General features: G+C 44.3%; 17 protein-coding genes. 13 read left to right on the top strand and 4 right to left on the bottom strand.

Features of this window, described 5'->3' with window-relative positions; all coding sequences use genetic code 11:
* Positions 1–160: 160 nt before the first annotated feature.
* From AB4583_RS16450 to AB4583_RS16435, 4 genes are all read left to right on the top strand, one after another.
* Complete coding sequence (locus tag AB4583_RS16450) at positions 161–1,246, top strand: PQQ-dependent sugar dehydrogenase (RefSeq protein WP_372118365.1); 1,086 nt, start codon at positions 161–163, stop codon at positions 1,244–1,246.
* A gap of 448 nt (positions 1,247–1,694) precedes the next feature.
* Complete coding sequence (locus tag AB4583_RS16445; RefSeq protein ID WP_010430417.1) at positions 1,695–1,904, top strand: cold-shock protein; 210 nt, start codon at positions 1,695–1,697, stop codon at positions 1,902–1,904.
* A gap of 117 nt (positions 1,905–2,021) precedes the next feature.
* Positions 2,022–2,561: a YaeQ family protein gene (locus tag AB4583_RS16440; protein WP_017061727.1), complete on the top strand. Its 540-nt coding sequence runs from the start codon at positions 2,022–2,024 to the stop codon at positions 2,559–2,561.
* Positions 2,554–3,207: a hypothetical protein gene (locus AB4583_RS16435; protein WP_372118362.1), complete on the top strand. Its 654-nt coding sequence runs from the start codon at positions 2,554–2,556 to the stop codon at positions 3,205–3,207. Before AB4583_RS16440 ends, AB4583_RS16435 begins: the two co-directional genes overlap by 8 nt.
* 261 nt (positions 3,208–3,468) lie before the next feature.
* Here AB4583_RS16435 and folE read toward each other — a convergent pair whose 3' ends face one another.
* Positions 3,469–4,122 (bottom strand): GTP cyclohydrolase I FolE, encoded by a 654-nt coding sequence (folE, locus tag AB4583_RS16430; RefSeq protein WP_017061725.1) that lies wholly within the window; start codon positions 4,120–4,122, stop codon positions 3,469–3,471.
* 216 nt (positions 4,123–4,338) lie between these two features.
* Between folE and moeA the strand changes: the two genes are divergently transcribed.
* From moeA to AB4583_RS16395, 7 genes are all read left to right on the top strand, one after another.
* Positions 4,339–5,574, top strand: coding sequence for a molybdopterin molybdotransferase MoeA (gene moeA, locus AB4583_RS16425; protein ID WP_102393097.1), 1,236 nt, complete (start codon positions 4,339–4,341; stop codon positions 5,572–5,574).
* Positions 5,575–5,586: 12 nt separating this feature from the next.
* Entirely contained in the window at positions 5,587–6,336 is a 750-nt protein-coding gene (gene moeB, locus AB4583_RS16420) for a molybdopterin-synthase adenylyltransferase MoeB (protein WP_372050988.1), read from the top strand.
* Between the two features lie 255 nt (positions 6,337–6,591).
* On the top strand, positions 6,592–8,727 hold the full coding sequence (locus AB4583_RS16415; protein WP_372050989.1) for an LruC domain-containing protein: 2,136 nt from the start codon (positions 6,592–6,594) through the stop codon (positions 8,725–8,727).
* Between the two features lie 11 nt (positions 8,728–8,738).
* Positions 8,739–9,377 carry a hypothetical protein gene (locus tag AB4583_RS16410; protein ID WP_372050990.1) on the top strand — a complete coding sequence of 213 codons (639 nt, stop codon included), beginning with the start codon at positions 8,739–8,741 and terminating at the stop codon, positions 9,375–9,377.
* Positions 9,378–9,583: 206 nt separating this feature from the next.
* The gene (locus AB4583_RS16405; RefSeq protein WP_017061706.1) at positions 9,584–9,898 is read left to right on the top strand and encodes a hypothetical protein; all 315 of its coding nucleotides are present in this window, start codon (positions 9,584–9,586) and stop codon (positions 9,896–9,898) included.
* 123 nt (positions 9,899–10,021) lie between these two features.
* Entirely contained in the window at positions 10,022–10,870 is an 849-nt protein-coding gene (locus AB4583_RS16400) for a sulfurtransferase (RefSeq protein ID WP_017065718.1), read from the top strand.
* A 385-nt stretch (positions 10,871–11,255) separates the two neighbouring features.
* The gene (locus AB4583_RS16395) at positions 11,256–13,550 is read left to right on the top strand and encodes a bifunctional diguanylate cyclase/phosphodiesterase (RefSeq protein ID WP_136978767.1); all 2,295 of its coding nucleotides are present in this window, start codon (positions 11,256–11,258) and stop codon (positions 13,548–13,550) included.
* A gap of 91 nt (positions 13,551–13,641) precedes the next feature.
* Here the strand turns inward: AB4583_RS16395 and AB4583_RS16390 are convergent, their stop codons facing one another.
* Positions 13,642–15,012 carry a glycoside hydrolase family 18 protein gene (locus AB4583_RS16390; RefSeq protein ID WP_170962816.1) on the bottom strand — a complete coding sequence of 457 codons (1,371 nt, stop codon included), beginning with the start codon at positions 15,010–15,012 and terminating at the stop codon, positions 13,642–13,644.
* Between the two features lie 172 nt (positions 15,013–15,184).
* On the bottom strand, positions 15,185–16,189 hold the full coding sequence (locus AB4583_RS16385) for a sugar-binding transcriptional regulator (RefSeq protein ID WP_017064428.1): 1,005 nt from the start codon (positions 16,187–16,189) through the stop codon (positions 15,185–15,187).
* A 458-nt stretch (positions 16,190–16,647) separates the two neighbouring features.
* Between AB4583_RS16385 and tal the strand changes: the two genes are divergently transcribed.
* Positions 16,648–17,598, top strand: coding sequence for a transaldolase (tal, locus tag AB4583_RS16380; protein ID WP_046209277.1), 951 nt, complete (start codon positions 16,648–16,650; stop codon positions 17,596–17,598).
* Positions 17,599–17,685: 87 nt separating this feature from the next.
* Positions 17,686–19,677, top strand: coding sequence for a transketolase (gene tkt / locus AB4583_RS16375; protein WP_372118357.1), 1,992 nt, complete (start codon positions 17,686–17,688; stop codon positions 19,675–19,677).
* 108 nt (positions 19,678–19,785) lie between these two features.
* Here the strand turns inward: tkt and AB4583_RS16370 are convergent, their stop codons facing one another.
* Positions 19,786–21,348, bottom strand: coding sequence for a methyl-accepting chemotaxis protein (locus tag AB4583_RS16370; protein WP_372118355.1), 1,563 nt, complete (start codon positions 21,346–21,348; stop codon positions 19,786–19,788).
* Between the last annotated feature and the right edge of the window lie 567 nt (positions 21,349–21,915).

Raw genomic sequence — 21,915 nt, 5'->3', positions numbered from 1 at the left:
TCAAATAGAGAAAGGCACAGTAAACATACGTGAGCTTGTATAATCATACAATAGGCGTTCAACTAAATATGTGAATAGTCACTTTTCAGCAACCTCGGCTTTCCGCCAATCGGTCACAAGCGCTAGACTAACACTAGATGCTCATAATCAAGGGATTTCAATGAACACTCATCACCGTATTTTTTCATGTGCTTTGGCGCTGCTTGCCTCTGGTCCTATAACGTCAGCCTTTGCATGGCAGGCAGAGAAGATCACCGACGGACTCGTGATCCCTTGGGGGCTGGCTTATGTCAACGATAAGTCCATGTTAGTCACAGAAAAATCAGGCGTCATTAAACATGTCGATTTAAAAACAGGCGATCAAAACACACTGTTCAGGCTGCCCAATGTATGGGCGAAAGGCCAAGGTGGATTATTGGATATCGCACTCTCCCCTTTTGAAAACGGAAAGTTCTACGTCACTTACAGTAAAGACGTCGATGGTGAAGGCGTAACGACACTGGCTTCTGCTAATTACAGCAATAATGAAGTCACCAATTGGACAGATGTGTTTGTATCTAAATCTAGAACGGACACCGGACGTCACTTTGGTAGCCGTATCACCTTTGATGATAGCCACCTGTATTTTTCAATCGGCGACCGTGGTGATCGAGACAACGGCCAAGACACCATGACTCACGCCGGATCAATATTACGACTGAATGCCGATGGAAGCACACCAAGCGATAACCCATTCACGGATAACAACAAAGTGCTCAATGAAATTTGGAGCTTTGGCCATCGTAATCCACAAGGTCTGTATTACGATTTCCCGACTCAAAAGCTTTGGTCGATTGAACACGGCCCTCGCGGTGGTGATGAAATTAACCTAATAAAAGCGGGTGCCAACTATGGGTGGCCTGTCACCTCACACGGAAAAGAGTATTGGGGCCCTATCAGCGTTGGCGAATCGGAAACCAAAGATGGTATTGAAGCGCCAAAAAAAGTCTATGTTCCTTCAATCGCTCCGGGCAGTTTGATTGTTTACCAAGGAGACAAATACCCAGAGCTGAAAGGCAAACTGCTGGCTGGCGCACTAAAACTTACTCACATCAATATTGTGACAGTCAATGAACAAGGTGAGGCAATCGAGGAAGAACGCATTTTAGAGGACTTGGGCGAAAGGGTAAGAGACATCGAAACTTCACCAAACGGAGACATCTTCTTCAGCACTGATAATGGCAACCTGTACCGCTTGAAAAAGTAGCCGAGACCTCGTTCAAGTAAAGGCACTTACCTTACAACGACATTTATAAATATAAGCCGTTAAAAGTGGGCTCAACGCCCAGTTAGCGGCTTTAAATTTGCAAAAATGAATGCGCTAAAACAGTGCATTTACTCCAAATTCGTCATCAATTTCGACCACCTTTTTCACAAAAACTACAACAAATCACCATACAACTGTAACTCCATGATATTTAAGGAATGCAAAGTTTGACTACCCCCAAGTTTCTGCAACCTTTCCCTATGTATTCGATTGACTATCCCCTGATTTGATTTAGACTCGTTCCCGGCTAGAAAGAAAGTTCTTTGTATATAAACATTTCGTTGGATTACTAGTAACCCCGTTGTGTTGTACGCAATAGCAATAAACTTTTCCGCGCTATCAGTGCCACAATTGGCTCAAAATAAAAATTTAATTTTAGGATATCATCATGTCTAACACAGTTACTGGTACAGTAAAATGGTTCAACGAAACTAAAGGCTTCGGCTTCATTCAACAAGAAAACGGCCCAGACGTATTCGCACACTTCTCTGCTATCACTGGCGACGGTTTCAAAACTCTTGCTGAAGGCCAAAAAGTTGAGTTCGTAGTATCTCAAGGTCAAAAAGGCCCACAAGCTGACAGCATCAAAGTACTTTAATCTAGTATTTTAAAGCTTTCTAAAAATAGCCAGCCTCTGCTGGCTATTTTTTTACCCGCTATTCAGAGATTTAAGGTAATATTCCCCTTCACTATTTCTACCTAAGACACCCTCTCAATGGCTCTTAAACCGACAATCTACAAGTTTCGTATCTCTTTAACCGATATGAATCGCGACTATTACGACTCTTTCAATCTAACGGTTGCACAACACCCTTCTGAAACAGAACAGCGAATGATGGCTCGAATCATGGCTTTCTGTATCAATGCGTCTCCTGAACTTGAGTTCACTAAAGGGTTGTCTAGCATTGAAGAACCCGATTTATGGCAGAAGTCGTTAGACGATCAAATCCTAGAATGGGTTGATGTAGGCGAACCTGATCCAGAGCGTGTTAAGAAGGCAACTCGCCTATCTAAATCAGTACGCGTATTCAGCTTCAACACTAAATCAAACGTTTGGTGGGAGCAGAACAAAGGTAAATTCGGCTACCTAAAAGCTCAGATCGTTCGTCTAGACAACGATGGTATTGAGCAGCTAGCAGCGATGACACAACGTACGATGGATCTTTCAGTCATGCTGACGGGTAACTCTGCTTTCATTAACAGCGATACTCAATCGGCAGAAGTAACGTGGGAAGAGCTACAGAGTAATGACTGAGCGTCCAACCCCGAATAATTCGCAAACAGCAGCTAGCCAGCTAGAAGAAGCCAAGCAACAAGCCGACGCGCAGCAAGAAATCAAAGCTAAACAACAAGCTAGAACCAAGCTTCACCAGTGTTTAAAAGAAGCAGGTTTAGGTTCAGTCAAAGCGCTCTCGACAGGCTACGAGAAAGAGCTGTCGTCATTTATTGATGAAAACCACGCTTTGTTTAAACACGCTTGCGAGAACAAGCCTGACAACTCTGCACGTCAGACGTTGCTTGGCCTGTTAACCAAGGTACATATCGATGCAAGCTATCGCTTTGAAAGCTATAAAGAAGCGAATGAGAGGATGCAAAATGTATTCGATAATACTGTGGGCACTGAGCACAGTGACAAGTTTCAAAACTCTAACGCTCAACAGTTAAAACTAGTCACGCATTTGTGGTTGTTCATTCAAGGACGACTAGGAATGGATTACAGCCTAGCCAATGATCACGCAGCTGTAGCCGCTACGCTACTGTCTCGTATATCGAGAAGCAGTGATGATGAGATTCGCGTAGAGTTCATGGCGAGTTTTTACGATGGTTTGAGCATCTATCAAGCCGAGAACAAGCCATCCGGTATTGTTCACCACTTAAAGCGTTTGTTTAACCTTTCTTAAGCACTCCACCAGCGACTGATTCTAGTTACGCTCTATATGCTTTCAACAAACGTTAAGATATAGAGCGTGCTTTTTCTGCTTGGCCGCAACAGATTCCCTATTACGTTCATTCTTCACTTTAGGGAATAACAGCATTCTCAGCCATTACAGTTGACTTCATTACAGGCGTAAAAAAGCCCCGCATAAAGCGAGGCTTAGAATATATTTCAATGAACATCAATTTACAGAGGCTAAATTGAATTCATCTAATAATGCAGTGAATCAACGCAGGCCGTGTAAGAACTCGTGGCGCGTTGCTGGGTTTGATCTGAAGATACCGCCTAGAGCTGTTGTTGTCGTTTCGCTGGTTGCATCCATTACACCGCGAGATTTCACGCAGTAGTGAACCGCATCCATGGTTACAGCAACGTCATCGGTTTCGAGTAGCGTTTGCAATGCAACAAGGATCTGCTGCGTCATACGCTCTTGAACTTGTGGGCGCTGAGCAAAGAATCGAACAATACGGTTGATCTTTGAAAGGCCAATAATTTTCCCACGCGGGATATAAGCGACCGCAGTCTTACCATCAATCGTCACTAAGTGGTGCTCACAAGTACTGGTCACGGTAATGTCTTTTACTCGTACCATCTCACGAACGCCCATCTTGTTTTCGATTACAGTAATTTTAGGGAAATTAGCGTAATCCAAACCAGAGAAAATTTCATCCACGTACATTTTAGCAATACGTTGCGGTGTTTCTTCCAGACTATCGTCCGTAAGATCAAGTTCAAGGAGAGTGAGAATCTCACGCATATGGTGTTCGATTCGTTCCTTTTTCTCTTCTCGGCTAACCTGGTTAGGACTCATTGGTGTCTCTAATCCGCGGCTTGCTAGCGCATCTTTAACCAACTTCGCTGATTCGCTAAGACCTGACATTGAACTTCCTCTTTTATTACCCCTTCTGGATGGCAAACAAGGATACTCGGAATTTTGAATAAATACACCCATATTTTAAGGGAGGTCATTATTTACGGGGCTTAAACTGTGCTAGAGTGGCTAGAATTTCGTTGGCGAACCATCATGATTTGATAACTATTGAATCCCTATTGCCAACCGCCAAATCAAAATAATAACGATCAAAGGATTTCAATTATGGGCTGTTGCGACGCTCCGGGCTTGATGCCAATTGAAGAAGCACTAGATAAGCTGCTATCACCAATTCAACCTATTCAAACGACCTTATCACTGCCATTGGCAGAAGCATTGGGTTACGTACTTGCTGAAGATATTCTATCCCCTATTTTCGTACCTCCTTTTGATAACTCAGCAATGGACGGCTATGCACTGCGCTTAGCAGACCTAGAGAACAGTAAAGTGCTGCCTTTAGCGGGCAAGTCCTTTGCAGGTCAACCTTTTGAAGGTGAATGGCCAGCAAACACCTGTATTCGCATTATGACTGGCGCAAAGATCCCGGAAGGTTGTGACGTCGTAATCATGCAAGAAAACACGGCTGAAACTGACGCTGGCATTGAGATTCAGCAAGACGACATCAAGCTGAACAATAACATTCGCCCTACCGGTGACGACATCAAGCAAGGCGATATCGTTCTTAGCCGTGGCGAACGTTTAACACCTCGTGACATTCCAATGATTGCTTCGCTCGGTGTGAGTCATGTAACTGTGGCACACAAACCTAAAGTCGCTTTCTTCTCTACTGGCGATGAGCTCAAGCCATTAGGCCAACCGCTTGAAGATGGTCAGATCTACGACAGCAACCGCTACGGTATCAAACCACTGATTGAAGCGTTTGGTTGCGAAGCAATTGACCTAGGTATTATTCCTGATTGCCCTGCAACGCTTAAAGAAACCTTTGTAAAAGCGCAAGAACTGGCAGACGTAGTTGTCACTTCTGGTGGCGTAAGTGTCGGCGAAGCTGATTACACCAAAGACATTCTTGAAGAGCTTGGCGAAATCGGCTTTTGGAAACTAGCAATCAAACCAGGTAAACCATTCGCATTTGGTGAGCTAGACAACGCTTGGTTCTGTGGCCTACCGGGTAACCCAGTGTCTGCAATGATGACCATGTACGTGTTAGTTCAACCTATGCTGGCTAAACTTGCCGGTCACACTGCGTGGACAGCACCAGAATCGATTCCTGCGATCACTAAATCTGCATTCAAAAAAGGCCCAGGCCGTACTGATTATCAACGTGGTATTTACTCGATTGAAAACGGTAAGTTTGTAGTAGAAACAACAGGTAACCAAAGCTCTGGCGCTTTCCGCTCAATGAGCTTAGCAAACTGCTTTGTGGTACTAGAGCGCGAACGTGGCCGTGTTGAAGTCGGTGAAACGGTTCAGATTCAACTGTTTAACTCCACGCTTTACTAACGAGGCTTGCTGATGGAAATACTGTCTGACGCAGAGATGCTTCGCTATAACCGCCAGATCATTCTCAAGCAGTTTGATTTTGAGGGTCAAGAAGCGCTGAAACAGAGCTCGATTTTGGTGTTAGGTGCGGGTGGTTTAGGCTGTGCCTCTGCTCAATACCTTGCGACTGCGGGTATTGGTAAGCTAATGCTGATCGACGACGATGTTGTCGAGCTTTCAAACTTGCAACGACAAGTGCTTCACACCGATGCTGATATTGGTAAGAAGAAAGTCGTTTCAGCCGCTGAATCATTACAGGTGTTAAACCCACACCTTAGAGTTGAAACGGTCGACCACAGACTTGATGACGAGGCACTAGCAAAGCTCATTGAAGCGCATTCGTTAGTACTTGATGCCAGCGACAACGTTGAAACGCGCAATCAATTGAACCGCTTATGTTACGCATCTAAAACGCCTTTAGTTTCTGGTGCTGCGATTCGCATGGAAGGTCAGATTAGCGTATTCACTTATCAAGATGAAAATGCACCTTGCTACCAGTGCTTGAGCGCTCTATTCGGCAACGCTGCTCTAAGCTGTGTTGAAGCCGGTGTGATGGCACCTGTTGTTGGCATGGTTGGCGCAGCTCAGGCTTTGGAAGCTATCAAGGTTATTGCCGGGTTTGGACAACCAAAGCAAGGCAAGCTTTTGATTCTCGATGCCATGTCTCACAGCTGGCGTGAAATGAATTTAATGAAGATGCCTAATTGTTCGGTGTGTGGATAAGCTAAATCATATCCCCTCTTATCGAAAACTTAAGCCTTGACTATATGTTGGGGCTTTTTTATATCTCAACGTCAGCATCTCAACTCGCTTTATCAATTTGAAATACTCTATGAGAGATTAGTTTCATTTGAGTTCTCATTTTGAGAATACAATAAAAAAATCAGCACCACAAAATATAATCGTTAAAAATCAACATGTTAAATTTGGCACATAACTTGTAACTGTATCTGTACCTTCCATCACAAGGATGTAGATATGAGAATTACAACGTTAAGTTTGCTATTAAGTGCCCCTCTAGTCGCCAACGCAGCGCCATTCGATACCTGCCCTAGTCAAGCATACCTCTTTCAGTCGAAACCCGTTGAGGTTTGGGGTGTAAACCTAGTGACCGGCTCAACCACTCTGTTAGAAGACGATACGGGCATGAATGCCAATATCAATGGTGTCGGATTTGATTTCCAAGACAGATATATTTATGGCTATGACACCACCAACAAACGTTTAGTGCGTCTTGGTCAAGACTTCCAAGCAGAAGTTATCAATACCAGTGGCTTACCAACCGATCACACTTTCTATGTCGGCGACGTTTATGACCATGTGTATTACCTTTACCGTACAGGGAAAGGCTTATTCACTGTTGACCTATCGCCTTTAGACGCAGACCCAAACGCGACTGTTACCGTTAACAAAATTGTCGGCAGCCCAGCAACTGTAAAATTGACTGATTTCGCCTTTCATCCAAGTGATGGCTCTTTATATGGTATCGATAATAACTCTGGTGGCTTATACAGCTTCAACCCTACAACTGGTGCCGAAACCTACATCGGAGACACCGGCGAGTTAGGTACGTTCGGTGCGGGCTATTTTGATGTCAACGGCTACTACTACGTATCTCGAAACCAAGACGGTAAAATTTACCGTATCAATCTGTCTCCAGACAACGCTGCCAATATCGCGGCAGGTATTGTTCCAGCCGTTGAATTTGTTTCGAATGGCCCAGCTTCTGGTCAAAACGATGGTGCTCGTTGTGCTAATGCACCTGTTGTTGATGAAGACTCAAACATCGACTTCGGTGATGCTCCAGACAGCTACCTAACGTTACTGGCGAGCAATGGCCCTCGACATGAACTCGATGGCATCACATGGTTAGGTACAACTCCTCCAGATGCGGATTTAGATGGTTATGTCACACCTCAATCAGATGAAACTGTCGGGGTGGATGATGAATGGGCAAACGGTGGTATCGGTTTTGTTACCGCACTTGAAGCAGGGCTTGATTCAAAAGTAGTAATTGAAGCTTCAACAACCGGTTACCTTTCAGCTTGGATAGACTGGAACCAAGATGGCAGCTTCGATGGCGCCAACGAGCAAGTGTTTACAGATTACGCGCTCGATGCTGGTGAAAACGATCTATTCCTAAATGTCGACATCAACGCACTAACCGGTACTACGTGGGCTAGATTTAGATTCAGCCAACAAACCAACCTAAGTTACTTTGGCGGTTCAACCTCTGGTGAGGTGGTCGATATTCAAGTCGATGTCCTTAACGATGGCGCCACCGCTCGTTACTTCCCAAGTGCTTCTGGCTACGCAACGCTCGCGTACGAAGATAACTGGCCTTATAAAGCCGACTACGACATGAACGATGCTGTTCTTATGTATCGCATTACTGAGATCCTTAAAGATGGAAAAGTCGTTAAGTCCACTATCGACGGCCGCCTAGCTGCTGTCGGGGCAACGTACAGAAATGGTTTTGCTGTTCGACTTCCTAACCTAGCCCCGAGCTTGGTGAGTAGTGGTAGCTCTTACATGAAACACAACGGTGTATTCACTGACCTTGACCTAGAAGATGGACGTAGTGAAGCAATCTTTGTTATCGCCAATGACCTGACAGAAAAAATCAGCACTGGCTGTACCTTCTACCGCACCAGTAATGGATGTAAAGAGGATGAGCAGTTCTCGTTCCAAATTGGTATTACTTTAGCCGGTGACGGTGTGAGTACTGGCAGCTGGACCGATATGCCTTACGACCCGTTCATCTTCGCAACGCCTGGGTATTATCACGGTGAAAACCTACCTCTACATCCAGGACGCAGCTGGGAGGTTCACTTACCAGACCAAGCGCCAACAGAAGCATTTGATACCACTAACCTCTTTGAAGCTGGATTAGGCGTTGATGACAGTAATCCATCAACAGGTAAATACTTCAAAACAGTAGAAAATCACCCTTGGGCGCTAATAGTGACTTCAGATGACGAATGGGAGTGGCCTTTGGAGTACGTCGATATTGTTACCGCTTATCCAGAGTTTAAAGAATACGCAGAATCCGGCGGTGAAACGAACCAGACATGGTACCAATCACCTGCAGACAACCAACGTTACGAACCATAAGGAGAGACGTTATGACTATTCACACTAAACAATATCGAGACAATCATTGCGTTAATTCGAGTCGCAATCTCTCTGAGGAAAAACGTATGTCTGTACAAAGCACTTGGAACATCAAGAAGTCACTAGCCATTATTTTAGCTGCAGCACCATTAGTATTAGCCGGTTGTGGGGGCGGCGGTGGTGGAGGCGGCGGCAGTGCATCTACTCCATCGCCATCTACACCGTCGACTCCTGCAACTCCGTCGAATCCGGTAACAGCAACGACTCCGGTAACCGCAACGCCTTCGCCGTCTCCCGCGACAAGTGCGGTAGCAGCGCAAAGCTATACGATGAGTGATTTGGTGGTACCTGACGGGTTTGACTACAACTCTGTTGAACAGTTTGATCTCGACATCGACATCAGCAGCATTTCGACAGATCGTTCTTTTGTGACCGTTTATAGCCGATTTAGCACAAGAGATGACTCAACCTTGAAGCCGGATTACTCCAGCAAGGTCATTGCAGGTCCATTAGATAATGGCGTATTCGCCTCGAACTTTGCAGCACCGGTAAACCATGACGCACTCTTGATAGAGATTTGGTTCTACGATGGTCAACCTCCATTACAACAGGTGGTTTCTAGCGGTGACTCTCAGATTGTCTGGCAGTAAATCGTTTAACAGCAGGTAACTTGTCGTTAGCGAGATCTCTGACGAAACAGAGTCAAAATGGATTGTTTATAAGTAGGAAGTGAGCAGAAATGCTCACTTTTTTATTTTCGTCGAAGAGCAGTTAATTCAGCTTTCTTAGCGAGTAGCATTCACTTTACCACCAACCTCACTTATATTTTCAACATAACCTTCAAAGACTTACTCTCATGAAACAGTTAAAAATAGGTCTATTTATCTTAATGTGTGGCGTAGGCGTGTTAGTTGCCCTTGCCTATTTCCCGCTAACATCAGAGACGGGGCAACGTATTCAAGCCAAAGTAATTTCGAACACGCTTACTCAATCCTTAGATGGGCACAGGCGTTATCTGACGGTTCAGACAAAAGATAATGACGTATTTCGGCTCTCTATTGCTCCTACCACAGACTGCCCTATTGATTCTGTGGTCGCGCTTGATACATTAAACAATCAAATAACCGGACAAAGCAGTTATCAGTTCATCCACTGTCGAGCTGCACAGTAGCCATCGATGCAACAACGGTATTCGTAAAGCAACTGTATTCGCAAAAGCAACAGTAATCGCTCTACCACTGTATTCGCTAAAACAGTAAGAATCGCTAAAACAACAAGAATGGATATAACAATAATGAATCAGCCACTCATCTCACCACAACAACTTCAACAACGTTTGCTAGCAGAAGACAATATCATCATCCTCGACGCCAGCATCGAGTTTCAAATTCCAAGCGAGTCAGAAAAGATCAAAGGACAAATGATTCCTGGTGCTATTCGTTTTGACTACGACAAAGACTTTTGTAACAAGCACACTCTGCTTCCTCACATGTTTCCGAGCGAAAAACACTTCAACACTCGCGCAAAAGAAATTGGCATCAATCAAGACAGTACGATTGTGGTTTACGATAACTCCGGAACCTTCGCTTCTCCTCGTGCGTGGTGGATGTTTATGGCAATGGGACACAACGATGTATTCATCTTAGATGGCGGTTTGCCAGCTTGGATCGAAGCCGGTTACGCGACCGAGACTGACTATCGCACCGAAGTAAAAGCGGGCAATTTTGAAGGCCATATTCAAGACAACTACTTTGTCAGTGCTCAGCAGATTGAAGGTTACTCAACTGACAAGAGCGCAAACATTGTAGATGCTCGTTCTCAAGCTCGTTTCGATTCAGAAGTTCCTGAACCACGTGAAGGCTTGCGTAGTGGCCATATACCGAATTCTATTTGCCTACCATTTGCCCAAGTACTCAAAAACGGCAAGTTAAAGTCCCAAGAAGAGCTTATTGATATCTTTTCAACGCTAGAATTAACGCCTTCTCAACCTATGTTCTTTAGCTGTGGCTCTGGCGTAACAGCTTGCATCATATTATTAGCCGCTAAACTCGCTGGCTATAACGGTGAAATGGGTGTTTACGATGGTTCATGGACGGAATGGGGTGCTAACGACAAACTCCCTATCGCCGTGACTAAAAAGTAATTCAACTTCGCTTAATGCAACTATTAGAATATACTGCGCATGCATAAAGAGCTTACTGATAATGATGGCTCCACGTCTCATGAAGTAAGCCTCTATGTCGCAGTTAACGCTATGTTCATTTGAGACCAAGACTCGATTCACGCCGTTTGATTTGTAACCCACATCAACTTGCTAACCATAATTCGTGATTAATCATAAACTAATCGTTATCGACGTTATGAATACTAATTTTTCACTCAAGAATCTCTGCTCGTAGTCGTTACACTATTTAATCATTAATACTTTCATCATTGATGTTTGTATTTTTCGTTGCATGAATCGCGCTGACAACCCAATAGTTTGTCACTTGCAGTCTGTTAAAAGTAGTAACCAACAAAGGCATCTCATGGCTCTATTTAAGCAAAATATCTGGTCGCTGTACGCGTTTGTCGTACTACTGACCCTGATACTTTTCGCCGCGTTGGGAATAACAAACTGGAAAGCAAACAGAGACGACTTCATAGAGCAGCAACACATTCAGGTTGAGCTTTTTTCTAGCTCCGTCAACTCGCTGCTGACCAGTCAAGAAGCCTTGTTAGAAGTGGTTGGCCATCAACTGGCTCAACAGTCTGATTTCACACGTACTGCATCTATCCAGATTAGGCCAATATTAGACAAGCTACTTGAGACCCACCCTGCGATAGCAGCGTTTGGCTTGTTGAACACCGACGGTGATTACCTCTCGATTAGCTCAAATCTCGAACTTGCGAATCAAAGGAACTTGCTGCAATACGCGCCAACCAGAGGCTCCTTCCTAGACGCCCTATCAAGCAGTAGCATGGTGCTTGGCCGTACCTATTTTCAAGATTCGTTGAATAGCTTAGTCATCCCGCTGAGAAAATCAATTTCAATCGATGGCAAGAAAACCGATGCAGTAATGACCGCAGGGCTACGATTAGACGCAACGATCGTATTTGAAAATAATGCTCACGCCGGAAGTTTCAATACACTAAGCCTGATCAGAAAAGACAGCTATCGCCAGTTTTATTCAAGTGATATTGAATCTGAGAGTGCCTATTCCTCTCCAGTCGGCAAAGATGTCATACAGCGTATTGCAAGTATCTTTACCGACCACTTCGGAATTAGCGTACAAGAAGCGATGAATGGGCAAGAAACCTATTCTTTTGTCGTCGACGATGAAGAGTACCACTCTTTGATGAGCGCGAAATACATCCCAAACTACAAATTATGGGTGGTAGGACGTACGGATCTAACTCACGTCGATAGTATATTCATACAAGAGTTCAGCATTCTTTTCGTTGCCTTTATTTTTCTTCAGTTTGGTTTCTACTTTTTGGTTAAGTCGATTGCCAAGAATGAACAACGGACTCGTAGCCAACTCATTTATCAGGCGAACCATGACCCTTTAACCTCTCTGCCAAACCGTTTGTACATGCGTAGAAACATTGGTAAATGGATTGACGATGAGTCAGAGCCGTTTTCGCTGTTGTTTATCGATATCGATAACTTTAAATGCGTCAATGACACCCACGGGCATGACTTTGGAGATAAGGTTCTCAAACAGATCGCTTTGCGTTTGATGAGGTTCCGATCTCGCCTCAGCCTATTGGTACGTGAATCCAGTGATGAGTTTTTGTTCTTGACGCCCTTGTCGAATGAAGCTGAAATTAAACGACTCGCCAAGCGCATTATTGAAGTGCTTTCTCAACCTTATGAAGTTGAAAGCGCTCAGTTTTTGTTAGGTTGCAGCATCGGCGTAGCGCGTTTCCCAGAACACGGAAAAGATCTGGATAGCCTGTTACGTTCTGCCGATATTTCAATGTACAAAGCGAAACAGCAGCAAAACTCGTACAGTATTTTCACAACGGAAATGCAAGATGCTCATCTCTACAAAATGAAAGTAGAACAAAGGCTACGCATCGCTATCGAGAAACAAACGCTGTTCATGGTTTTCCAACCGCTGGTTCGTGCAAATGAAAGTATTCATGGTGTAGAAGCACTCGTGCGCTGGATTGATGAGGAATTGGGTTTTGTTCCGCCAGATGTCTTTATACCGATAGCAGAGAACACGGGTTTAATGCAAAAACTGGGGACTTTTATTATTGAGTCCAGCATTATGCAGATCGCCCACTTGCACCGAACAACAGAACAAAAGATCGGGCTGTCGATCAACATATCAGTGCGTCAGTTTTCTCATCAATCCTTCTCTGAGCACTTGTTCGCGACACTAGAAAAGTATCAACTCTCTCCTAGCTGTTTAACGCTAGAAATTACCGAGAGCTTGTTCATTGAAGATGTGACTTTGGTGAAACCGACTTTTGAAGCCCTCAAAGAGAAGAATATAAAGATCTCTTTAGATGATTTCGGGACAGGTTATTCATCACTAAGTATGTTGAAAGCACTGCCTATCGATGAACTTAAAATCGATAAGAGCTTTATTGAGAACATTGCTGTCGATCAGCAGTCACTCACCATGGTGCAAAACATCATCGCAATCGGTAAGAACTTCGGCATGGTGGTATTAGCAGAAGGCGTAGAATCAAACGAACACTTCGCAATTCTAAAGGCATGTGGATGTGACTTAATGCAAGGCTATTACTTCTCTCGCCCTATTCCTTATTATGAGCTGGCTACTCACCTAAACAAGAAAGTGACCGAGCACGCGGAATGTTCTGTTTAAGAACGCGAGTTAAATAGACGAGCTAAATAAGGTAGGCAGATAAACACCTACCTTATTTTCTAGATATTTTCTGTTCGGTTATTTATTCATTTCACTTTTTATTCATTTCACTATGCATAACATCGATCAACTGCCCGGAAGGATCTCCTGATAATTCCCAAGTAAAAATGCCGCCTAGGTCTGATTTCTTCGCCCATTCTGCCTTTGCTTTAATAGAACGCTGATCTTCAAAAGATATGAATACTTTTTTATCTGGGTTCCACAAATAAGGTGCTTGAGCTTGCTCATCATACTTATACTCATAACCTTGTTTGCTGCTGTAGTTATTCATAAGATCCCAAAACATGAAGTAACCGTTTTCACCGGTACCAAACTGCGCCCCTTGTTCAGAAACTAGGTCTCCTTTAGGCAGCTCTCCAGCAAAGTCTTTTGTCCCTTGCCAACCTCGACCATAAAAAGCCGCCCCGATCACGAGCTTCTCGCTAGGAATACCTTGCTCTATCATCTGATTAATGAAGACATCAGCTCCCATTCCCCACCAACTACGCTCGGTGGCATGTAAGTTTGTTGTGTGACCTGTTTGAGTTCCCCAGCCTCCGAGGAAGTCATACGTCATCGCAAACATGTTCGTCAGATATGGGCTAGCTGCGTTCCAGTCAATTTGAGCTGCCTTAGCACCAACACCGACAGCCGTTGAAAGCTCGTAATCTCTTTGAGTCGTCTTTGATAGAGCGTCCAAATCACTTCTGATTGTTTTTACTAAAAGAGTAAAAGCTTCACGCTCTAGCGCTTTTTGCTCATCCGTTAGTTTCGTCTCTGGGTTCCAAGGCGAAGTGGTTAAGCCGCCGCCTCCTGGGTATTCCCAATCAAGATCAATACCATCAAAGAAGTCGTATTTTTGGATCAATTCAACAGCAGTTTTTGAAAAGTGCGCAATGGCTTGAGGATCTTTCGCCATCGCATGGAAAGGTTCAGACATTGTCCACCCTCCAAATGAGGGCAAAATTTTGATATTTTGATTGTCGGCCTTCAGTTGAGCTAACTGGGCAAAGTGACCTTTATAGGCGACATCAACACCCACGTCTCCGAAATCGACTTCTAACGCAGCTTCTTTATCCACAATAATCGCGGTATATGGTTGTTTGTCTGCACATTGCTGCTGAATTTGTTTTTGGACGGGCTCACCAGCACCGCTATGAGGACCACACATGCTCAAGAAGGCGTAAATAATATGTGAGAGCTTGTCTGCAGGTATGTCGTCAACGGTATAAGGGTTGTCTTTATTCAGATATTGCCAATCCGCAAAATACCCTGCGACGACTTTATCATCGGCATGTACTGTAGGTGTGAGCATACAAGCCGTGGCTATTGAGCTAAGCCCAAAGATAGAAATAGATTTAAAGATAGAACTTGATTGGTCACTGTTGCTAGAAATAGCGTGTGTGATAAATGACAGTTTCATAATTATCTCCTTTAGTGTGGCTTAACATTAAAGAGTGATAATTCTTTCAACCGCTGAACAAATTCACTATTCGAGTCATGTCTAATAGTTATCCCCCTTATTGCACTGGTTTCATTAGGGGGATTTTCCATGATTACTCAAATAGTGAATTCAACGAAGCACAAATATCTTACTATTCACTGCCGTATGGTTTATTCACGCTAAGTTGTTCGTCCAAATTAAGTACCGTTAAAGCATTACTTACGCTGGTTGCGATCACGTCTACCACGCCGGTTCTTAGTGCACCTAACAAAGCGAGTGGTTTACTGTTCTCGGCTGCAATGGCAATGACTTCTGCAATTGGGCGGAATTCTTCCAAGGCCAAACCAATCACACGGTCACTCATTACTGTGTTTGCTGTTTTACCGTGAACATCGAAAAAGTCATAACCCGCAAAGTCACCGACGACTCCTTGCAATAAACGAGATTGAACGACCTCACCTGCGGTAAACCAACCTAAGTCGACCATATAGCTGTTTTCACTCATATCACCGATACCGACTAATGCAACATCGGCTTTTCGAGCGAGATCGAGTGTCTGCTTAACGGTGCTGTTTTCCATAAATGCGGTTTTTTGCGCTTTATTCTCGGCATAAGCGGGCGCGTATAAGGTTTCAGAAGATCCACCGTACTTTTTGGCTAGCTGCCTGCATATATGGTCGGCATTAAACATACCGCCTCTTGGGTGAATACCGCCGATACCACACACGAATTTACAGTCTCGTGGCGTAATTACGCCAGTGTGGTGAGCAACAGACGATACGTTTCGCCCTTGCCCTACTGTCACCACCATACCGTTTTTCAGTGTACTGGTAAGATAGTTAGACACTAAACCGGCTACTTGGAGTCGTTGCTTCTCTTCATTCGGTTGGTCTAGTGCCACAAGCGCACGCTTTACACCAAATCGTTCGATCAAACGTTGCTCGATCTTCGCACTAAAGACAGGGTGGTATTTCACGGTGATCTCAACAATGCCCTCATCTCGGGCTTGCTTGAGCATTCGACCAACCTTTGCACGGGAGATAGAGTACTTTTTAGATATCTCTTCTTGCGTGGCACCATCTTGATAATAAGCAACCGCGACTTCAGTGAGGAGATCAGTGTTTTCTTCGGAAACATCTTGGATATTCTTACTCATATACCACTCAACCAATATTTAACAATTATTTTACCTGCTTGAGAACAAATGTTCGATGCATCAGCAAGTGATACACAAGTTTACACCGTGAACATATGTAACAGCAAGGAACATTTGTTCACGATGATGACCTTGGTTTTATTGTTGATTAATTCACTTCATTCTGCCCATTAAACGTTTGCTTGCATACCCCATGATTACTAGAGCGAAATATATTTGACTGAAGTCACCATACAGGACTATTTACCGTTGACTTTGGTGCTAGATCGGATAAATATGGCTACATCATTTACTCATCGAGCGATCAAATGTTCTGTGCAAATGTTCGTTCGGAGAAAAATTTAAATTAATGTAAGTTTGGCTCACTGGTACAACCATTGAGAACTTCATTAGTTAGCTTGCAAATGCCCACACCTCTCCCATTAATGAGGTGTTATGCGATACATAGGATGATCAAAATGAGCAATAAATTAGAGCAACTTCGTAAACTAACAACTGTTGTAGCTGACACTGGCGATATCGAAGCTATCAGCAAGTACACTCCTGAAGATGCAACAACTAACCCATCTCTAATTCTTAAAGCTGCTCAAATTGCTGAGTACGCACCTCTAATCGATGCTTCTATCGAATACGCTAAAGCGCAAAGCGATGACAAAGCACAGCAAGTTCAAGACACTTGCGACATGCTTAACGTAAACATCGGTAAAGAAATCCTGAAAGTTGTACCTGGCCGTATCTCTACAGAAGTAGATGCTCGTCTTTCTTACGACATGGAAGGCAGTGTTGCTAAAGCTCGTCAACTTATCAAAATGTACAACGACGCTGGCATCACTAACGACCGCATCCTTATCAAACTGGCTTCTACTTGGGAAGGCATCCGTGCTGCTGAAATCCTAGAGAAAGAAGGCATCAACTGTAACCTAACGCTTCTATTCTCTTTCGCTCAAGCTCGTGCTTGTGCTGAAGCTGGCGTATTCCTAATCTCTCCTTTCGTAGGTCGCATCATGGACTGGTACAAAGCGAAAGAAGGTCGTGATTTCGAAGCTTCAGAAGATCCAGGCGTAATCTCTGTTTCAGATATCTACAACTACTACAAAGACCACGGTTACAAGACTGTTGTTATGGGCGCAAGCTTCCGTAACATCGGCGAGATCCTTGAACTTGCTGGTTGTGACCGTCTAACTATCGCTCCTCAACTTCTAGCAGACCTAGAAGCAGCAGAAGGCGAAGTAGTTGAGAAACTTATCGACTCTAACGGTACTAAAGAGCGTCCAGCAGCGATGACTCACGCTGAGTTCCTATGGGACCACAACCAAGATGCAATGGCTGTTGAGAAACTGGCTGAAGGCATCCGCAACTTCGCCGTTGACCAAGGCAAACTAGAAGACATGATCGCAGCTAAGCTGTAATCACTCTTACCAAATTCAAATAGGGGAACGTTCAGTTCCCCTACTTTTATCAATTTTGTTTTTCTTAATTTTTATTCGGAAGTTCTTATGAATCGCAAACATCTAGCTAACGCTATTCGTGCTCTAAGCATGGACGGCGTACAACAAGCAAACTCTGGTCACCCAGGCGCACCTATGGGTATGGCAGACATCGCTGAAGTACTTTGGCGCTCTCACCTAAACCATAACCCAGCAAACCCAGAGTGGGCTGACCGCGACCGTTTTATCCTGTCTAACGGCCACGGCTCAATGCTGATTTACTCTCTGCTTCACCTAGCAGGTTACGAGCTTTCAATTGAAGATCTTAAAAACTTCCGTCAACTGCATTCTAAGACTCCAGGTCACCCAGAGTACGGCTACGCACCAGGCATCGAAACAACGACTGGTCCTCTAGGTCAAGGCATCACTAACGCTGTTGGTATGGCAATGGCTGAGAAAGCGCTTGCAGCACAGTTCAACAAAGAAGGCCACGACATCGTAGACCACTACACTTATGCATTCATGGGTGATGGCTGTCTGATGGAAGGTATTTCTCACGAAGCATGTTCTCTAGCAGGTACGCTTGGTCTTGGTAAGCTGGTTGCTTTCTGGGATGACAACGGTATCTCTATCGATGGCGAAGTTGAAGGTTGGTTCTCTGACGATACACCTAAGCGTTTTGAAGCTTACGGCTGGCACGTAATCCCAGCAGTAGATGGCCACGACTCTGCCGCTATCAACGCAGCGATTGAAGCGGCTAAAGCAGACCCTCGCCCTACTCTAATCTGCACTAAAACGGTGATTGGCTTTGGTTCTCCAAACAAAGCAGGTACGCACGACTGTCACGGTGCTCCACTAGGCGCTGAAGAAATTGCAGCAACACGTAAAGAATTAGGTTGGGAGCACGGTCCTTTTGAAATTCCGTCGGAAGTTTACTCAGAGTGGGATGCGAAAGAAGCAGGCGCAGCTAAGGAAGCAGCGTGGAACGAGAAACTTGCAGCTTATGAAGCAGCATACCCTGAGCTGGCAGCTGAATTCAAACGCCGCGTAAACGGTGACCTACCAGCTGAGTGGGAAGAGAAAGCATCGGCAATCATCGCTGATCTTCAAGCTAACCCAGCAAACATCGCATCACGTAAAGCATCTCAAAATGCTCTAGAAGCGTTCGGTGCTATGCTACCAGAATTCATGGGCGGCTCTGCTGACCTTGCGCCTTCTAACCTAACTATGTGGTCTGGTTCTAAGTCTCTTGAAGCGAACGACTTCTCTGGTAACTACATCCATTACGGTGTACGTGAATTCGGTATGACGGCTATCATGAACGGTATCGCTCTACACGGTGGTTTCGTACCATACGGCGCAACGTTCCTAATGTTCATGGAATACGCGCGTAACGCTATGCGTATGGCTGCTCTGATGAAAACTCAGAACATCCAAGTTTACACGCATGACTCTATCGGTCTTGGCGAAGATGGTCCAACTCACCAACCAGTTGAGCAAATCGCTTCTCTACGTCTAACTCCAAACATGAGCACATGGCGCCCATGTGACCAAGTTGAGTCTGCTGTTGCTTGGAAACTAGCAATCGAGCGTAAAGATGGTCCTTCTGCACTTATCTTCTCTCGTCAAAACCTTGCACAACAAGATCGTGACGCTGAGCAAGTAGCAAACATCGCTAAGGGTGGTTACATCCTGAAAGATTGTGAAGGCAAGCCAGAGCTTATCCTTATCGCAACGGGTTCTGAAGTTGAGCTAGCGGTTAACGCTGCTGCTGAGCTAACGGCTGAAGGTAAGAAAGTACGCGTAGTTTCTATGCCTGCTACTGATGCGTTCGACAAACAAGACGCGCAGTACCGTGAGTCTGTACTTCCATCTGACGTAACGGCACGTATCGCTGTAGAAGCTGGCATCGCTGACTTCTGGTACAAGTACGTTGGTTTCGGTGGCAAGATCATCGGTATGACAACGTTCGGCGAGTCTGCACCTGCAGGTGAGCTATTCAAGATGTTCGGTTTCACTACTGAAAACGTAGTAAACACAGCGAAAGAGCTTCTAGCTTAATCTTGAATACATTGTCTCGCCCTTCAATGGGTTGATGCATACAGAAAGCCCCGCATGAAAATACGGGGCTTTTTTTGTCTTTTCTCTCATTCGGATTAAATCTAACGGCTATTTTTCTTCGAAACGCTTTGCCAGTTGGTAGAACTCATTGACTCGTTCTTTTAGCTCTGTGGAGTGGTCTTTCACAGAATGCGTTGCCACTAAGTTTTGTTCTGCGGTCGAGGCGATAGACTGCATATGCAGATTGACTTCACTCGACAGCTCACGTTGCTTATGAGCAGAACTTTCAACAGACTGCATGAGTTCATTCATGGATTGCATTAGGTTTTCGACTTCCGACAAGCGCTCTGCACTCACCTTCGCAACATCACCACATGCGTCCGTTTGCTTACGGTTCGCCAGAATATCTTTTTGCCACCCTTCAATCGTCGTTAGCATGGTATCGATGCTCTCTTTGATCTGAACCGTAGCCTTTGAGGTTCGACCCGACAATGCACGGACTTCGTCGGCAACAACGGCAAAGCCTCGTCCTTGCTCGCCCGCTCTCGCCGCTTCAATCGCAGCGTTCAGGGCCAACAAGTTGGTTTGTTCGGCGATTCCACCAATCTCTTCCATTATCTTGCTTACGCTCTGCGCTTGATCGCTCAGTTGGTAAGTCGTTTGAGTCGCCTTTTCAGCCTGAGAAGCTAGGCTCTCTAAGTTTTGATGAGTTTGATTAATGCTTTCTTTAGCGCCAGCACAGGTTTGCAAAGTCACATCAACAATCTGGTGCGCTTCTTCTGTGCGAGAAGAGACCTCATTGGCGGTGACTTCAACCTCTTCAGTCGCCTCTCGTACTTGAAGAATGTCTTTTGTTTGTTGATCTAAGGCTTCTGATACTTCAAATGACGTCGCATTTAGGTTGTCAGCCAAATCTTGTAACGGCTTGGCTGAGTCTGTCATGCGACCTAATACGGTGTGGATTCTTGCAGACAATAGTTTTAAGTGAAAATCGGCAATAGAGAACTGACTATTACCTGAATAAACAAGACGACTAACACTATCGAATTTAGATTGCAGCTTTTTCAACTGCAGTGGAGTATCAATCAGCTCTTGTCGGAAAAGCAGTGCTAATGCTGAAACAGGAAGTAGGCTCAACAACCATTGTGATACTTGCCCTACTTCAATGAGATTTGAAATTAACGGCGCAGCCAAAGAGCCTAGCAACACGGCGTAACGAACACTGTCACTGATCTTTAATGACCATTGGCGACCCGACTTTTCGGCCTTCAAGAGGCCTTGGTAAGCCTTATCTGCAACTTGTATCCATTCATTCTTTGGCTTAATACGAACAGATTGGTAGCCACTCACCTTACCATTGTCGTAAATTGGAGTTACATAAGCATCGACCCAGTAAAACCCACCAGATTTGGTTTTGTTTTTTACGATGCCACGCCAAGCTTTACCTTGCTTTAGGTTAACCCACATATCAGCAAAAGCGGCTTTCGGCATATCGTTATGCCTTACGATATTGTGGTGTTGCCCTAGCAATTCTTGTTGGCTGTATTCCGCTATGCGACAAAAAGCATCATTACTGTACGTAATCACGCCTTTTAAATCAGTGGTAGAGACAAGTTGTTCGTTTTCGCTGAGAAGCGTTTCACGAGATTGAGTAGATGAGCTGACAGTCATTATATTAACTTAGGTTAATTATTATTTTAGGCGAGGAATATATACAATTATTAAAGTTATGACAAAATGTGAACGTCACATTTTGTGTAAATGCCTGCTATTTATACAAAAATACGCTCGACACCTCACAAAGCTCAGCGCTTCACGCTTCTTCTCAAATCAACATTTATAAATCATCTAAGTTACCTACAGTTTAAATCTCATGGTTCTCATTGAAACAGAGGTATGGAATGTACGAATGTTTAAATCTTTGCACAGCACTCATTCAACAAAGCCTTTAGTAAGCTTGGATGTCTTAACCATGGCAATCCTCTACTCAACCATAAGTAAATCGCTAACGCGTACACGAACTAAAAAGCCTAAACGCGGGCTCTTTTTCTTATCTGATAACTCCATTTGATCGAGCTATTGTGAAATCTGTTCTCTTGAAGCACTTTAAATCGCGCTTAATACCCTAATTATTGATATTTTGAGTAAAAATAATTTGAGCATGGGTATTTACTAATGACTCAGTTATTACATGCGTATTTTAAAACACCGATAATAAAAAATCATCTTATTAGTTAG

The organism is Vibrio sp. 10N.222.49.C12 (assembly GCF_041475025.1).
GTDB classification, from domain to species: domain Bacteria; phylum Pseudomonadota; class Gammaproteobacteria; order Enterobacterales; family Vibrionaceae; genus Vibrio; species Vibrio crassostreae_C.
This window is presented reverse-complemented; position numbering and strand designations above follow the sequence as displayed.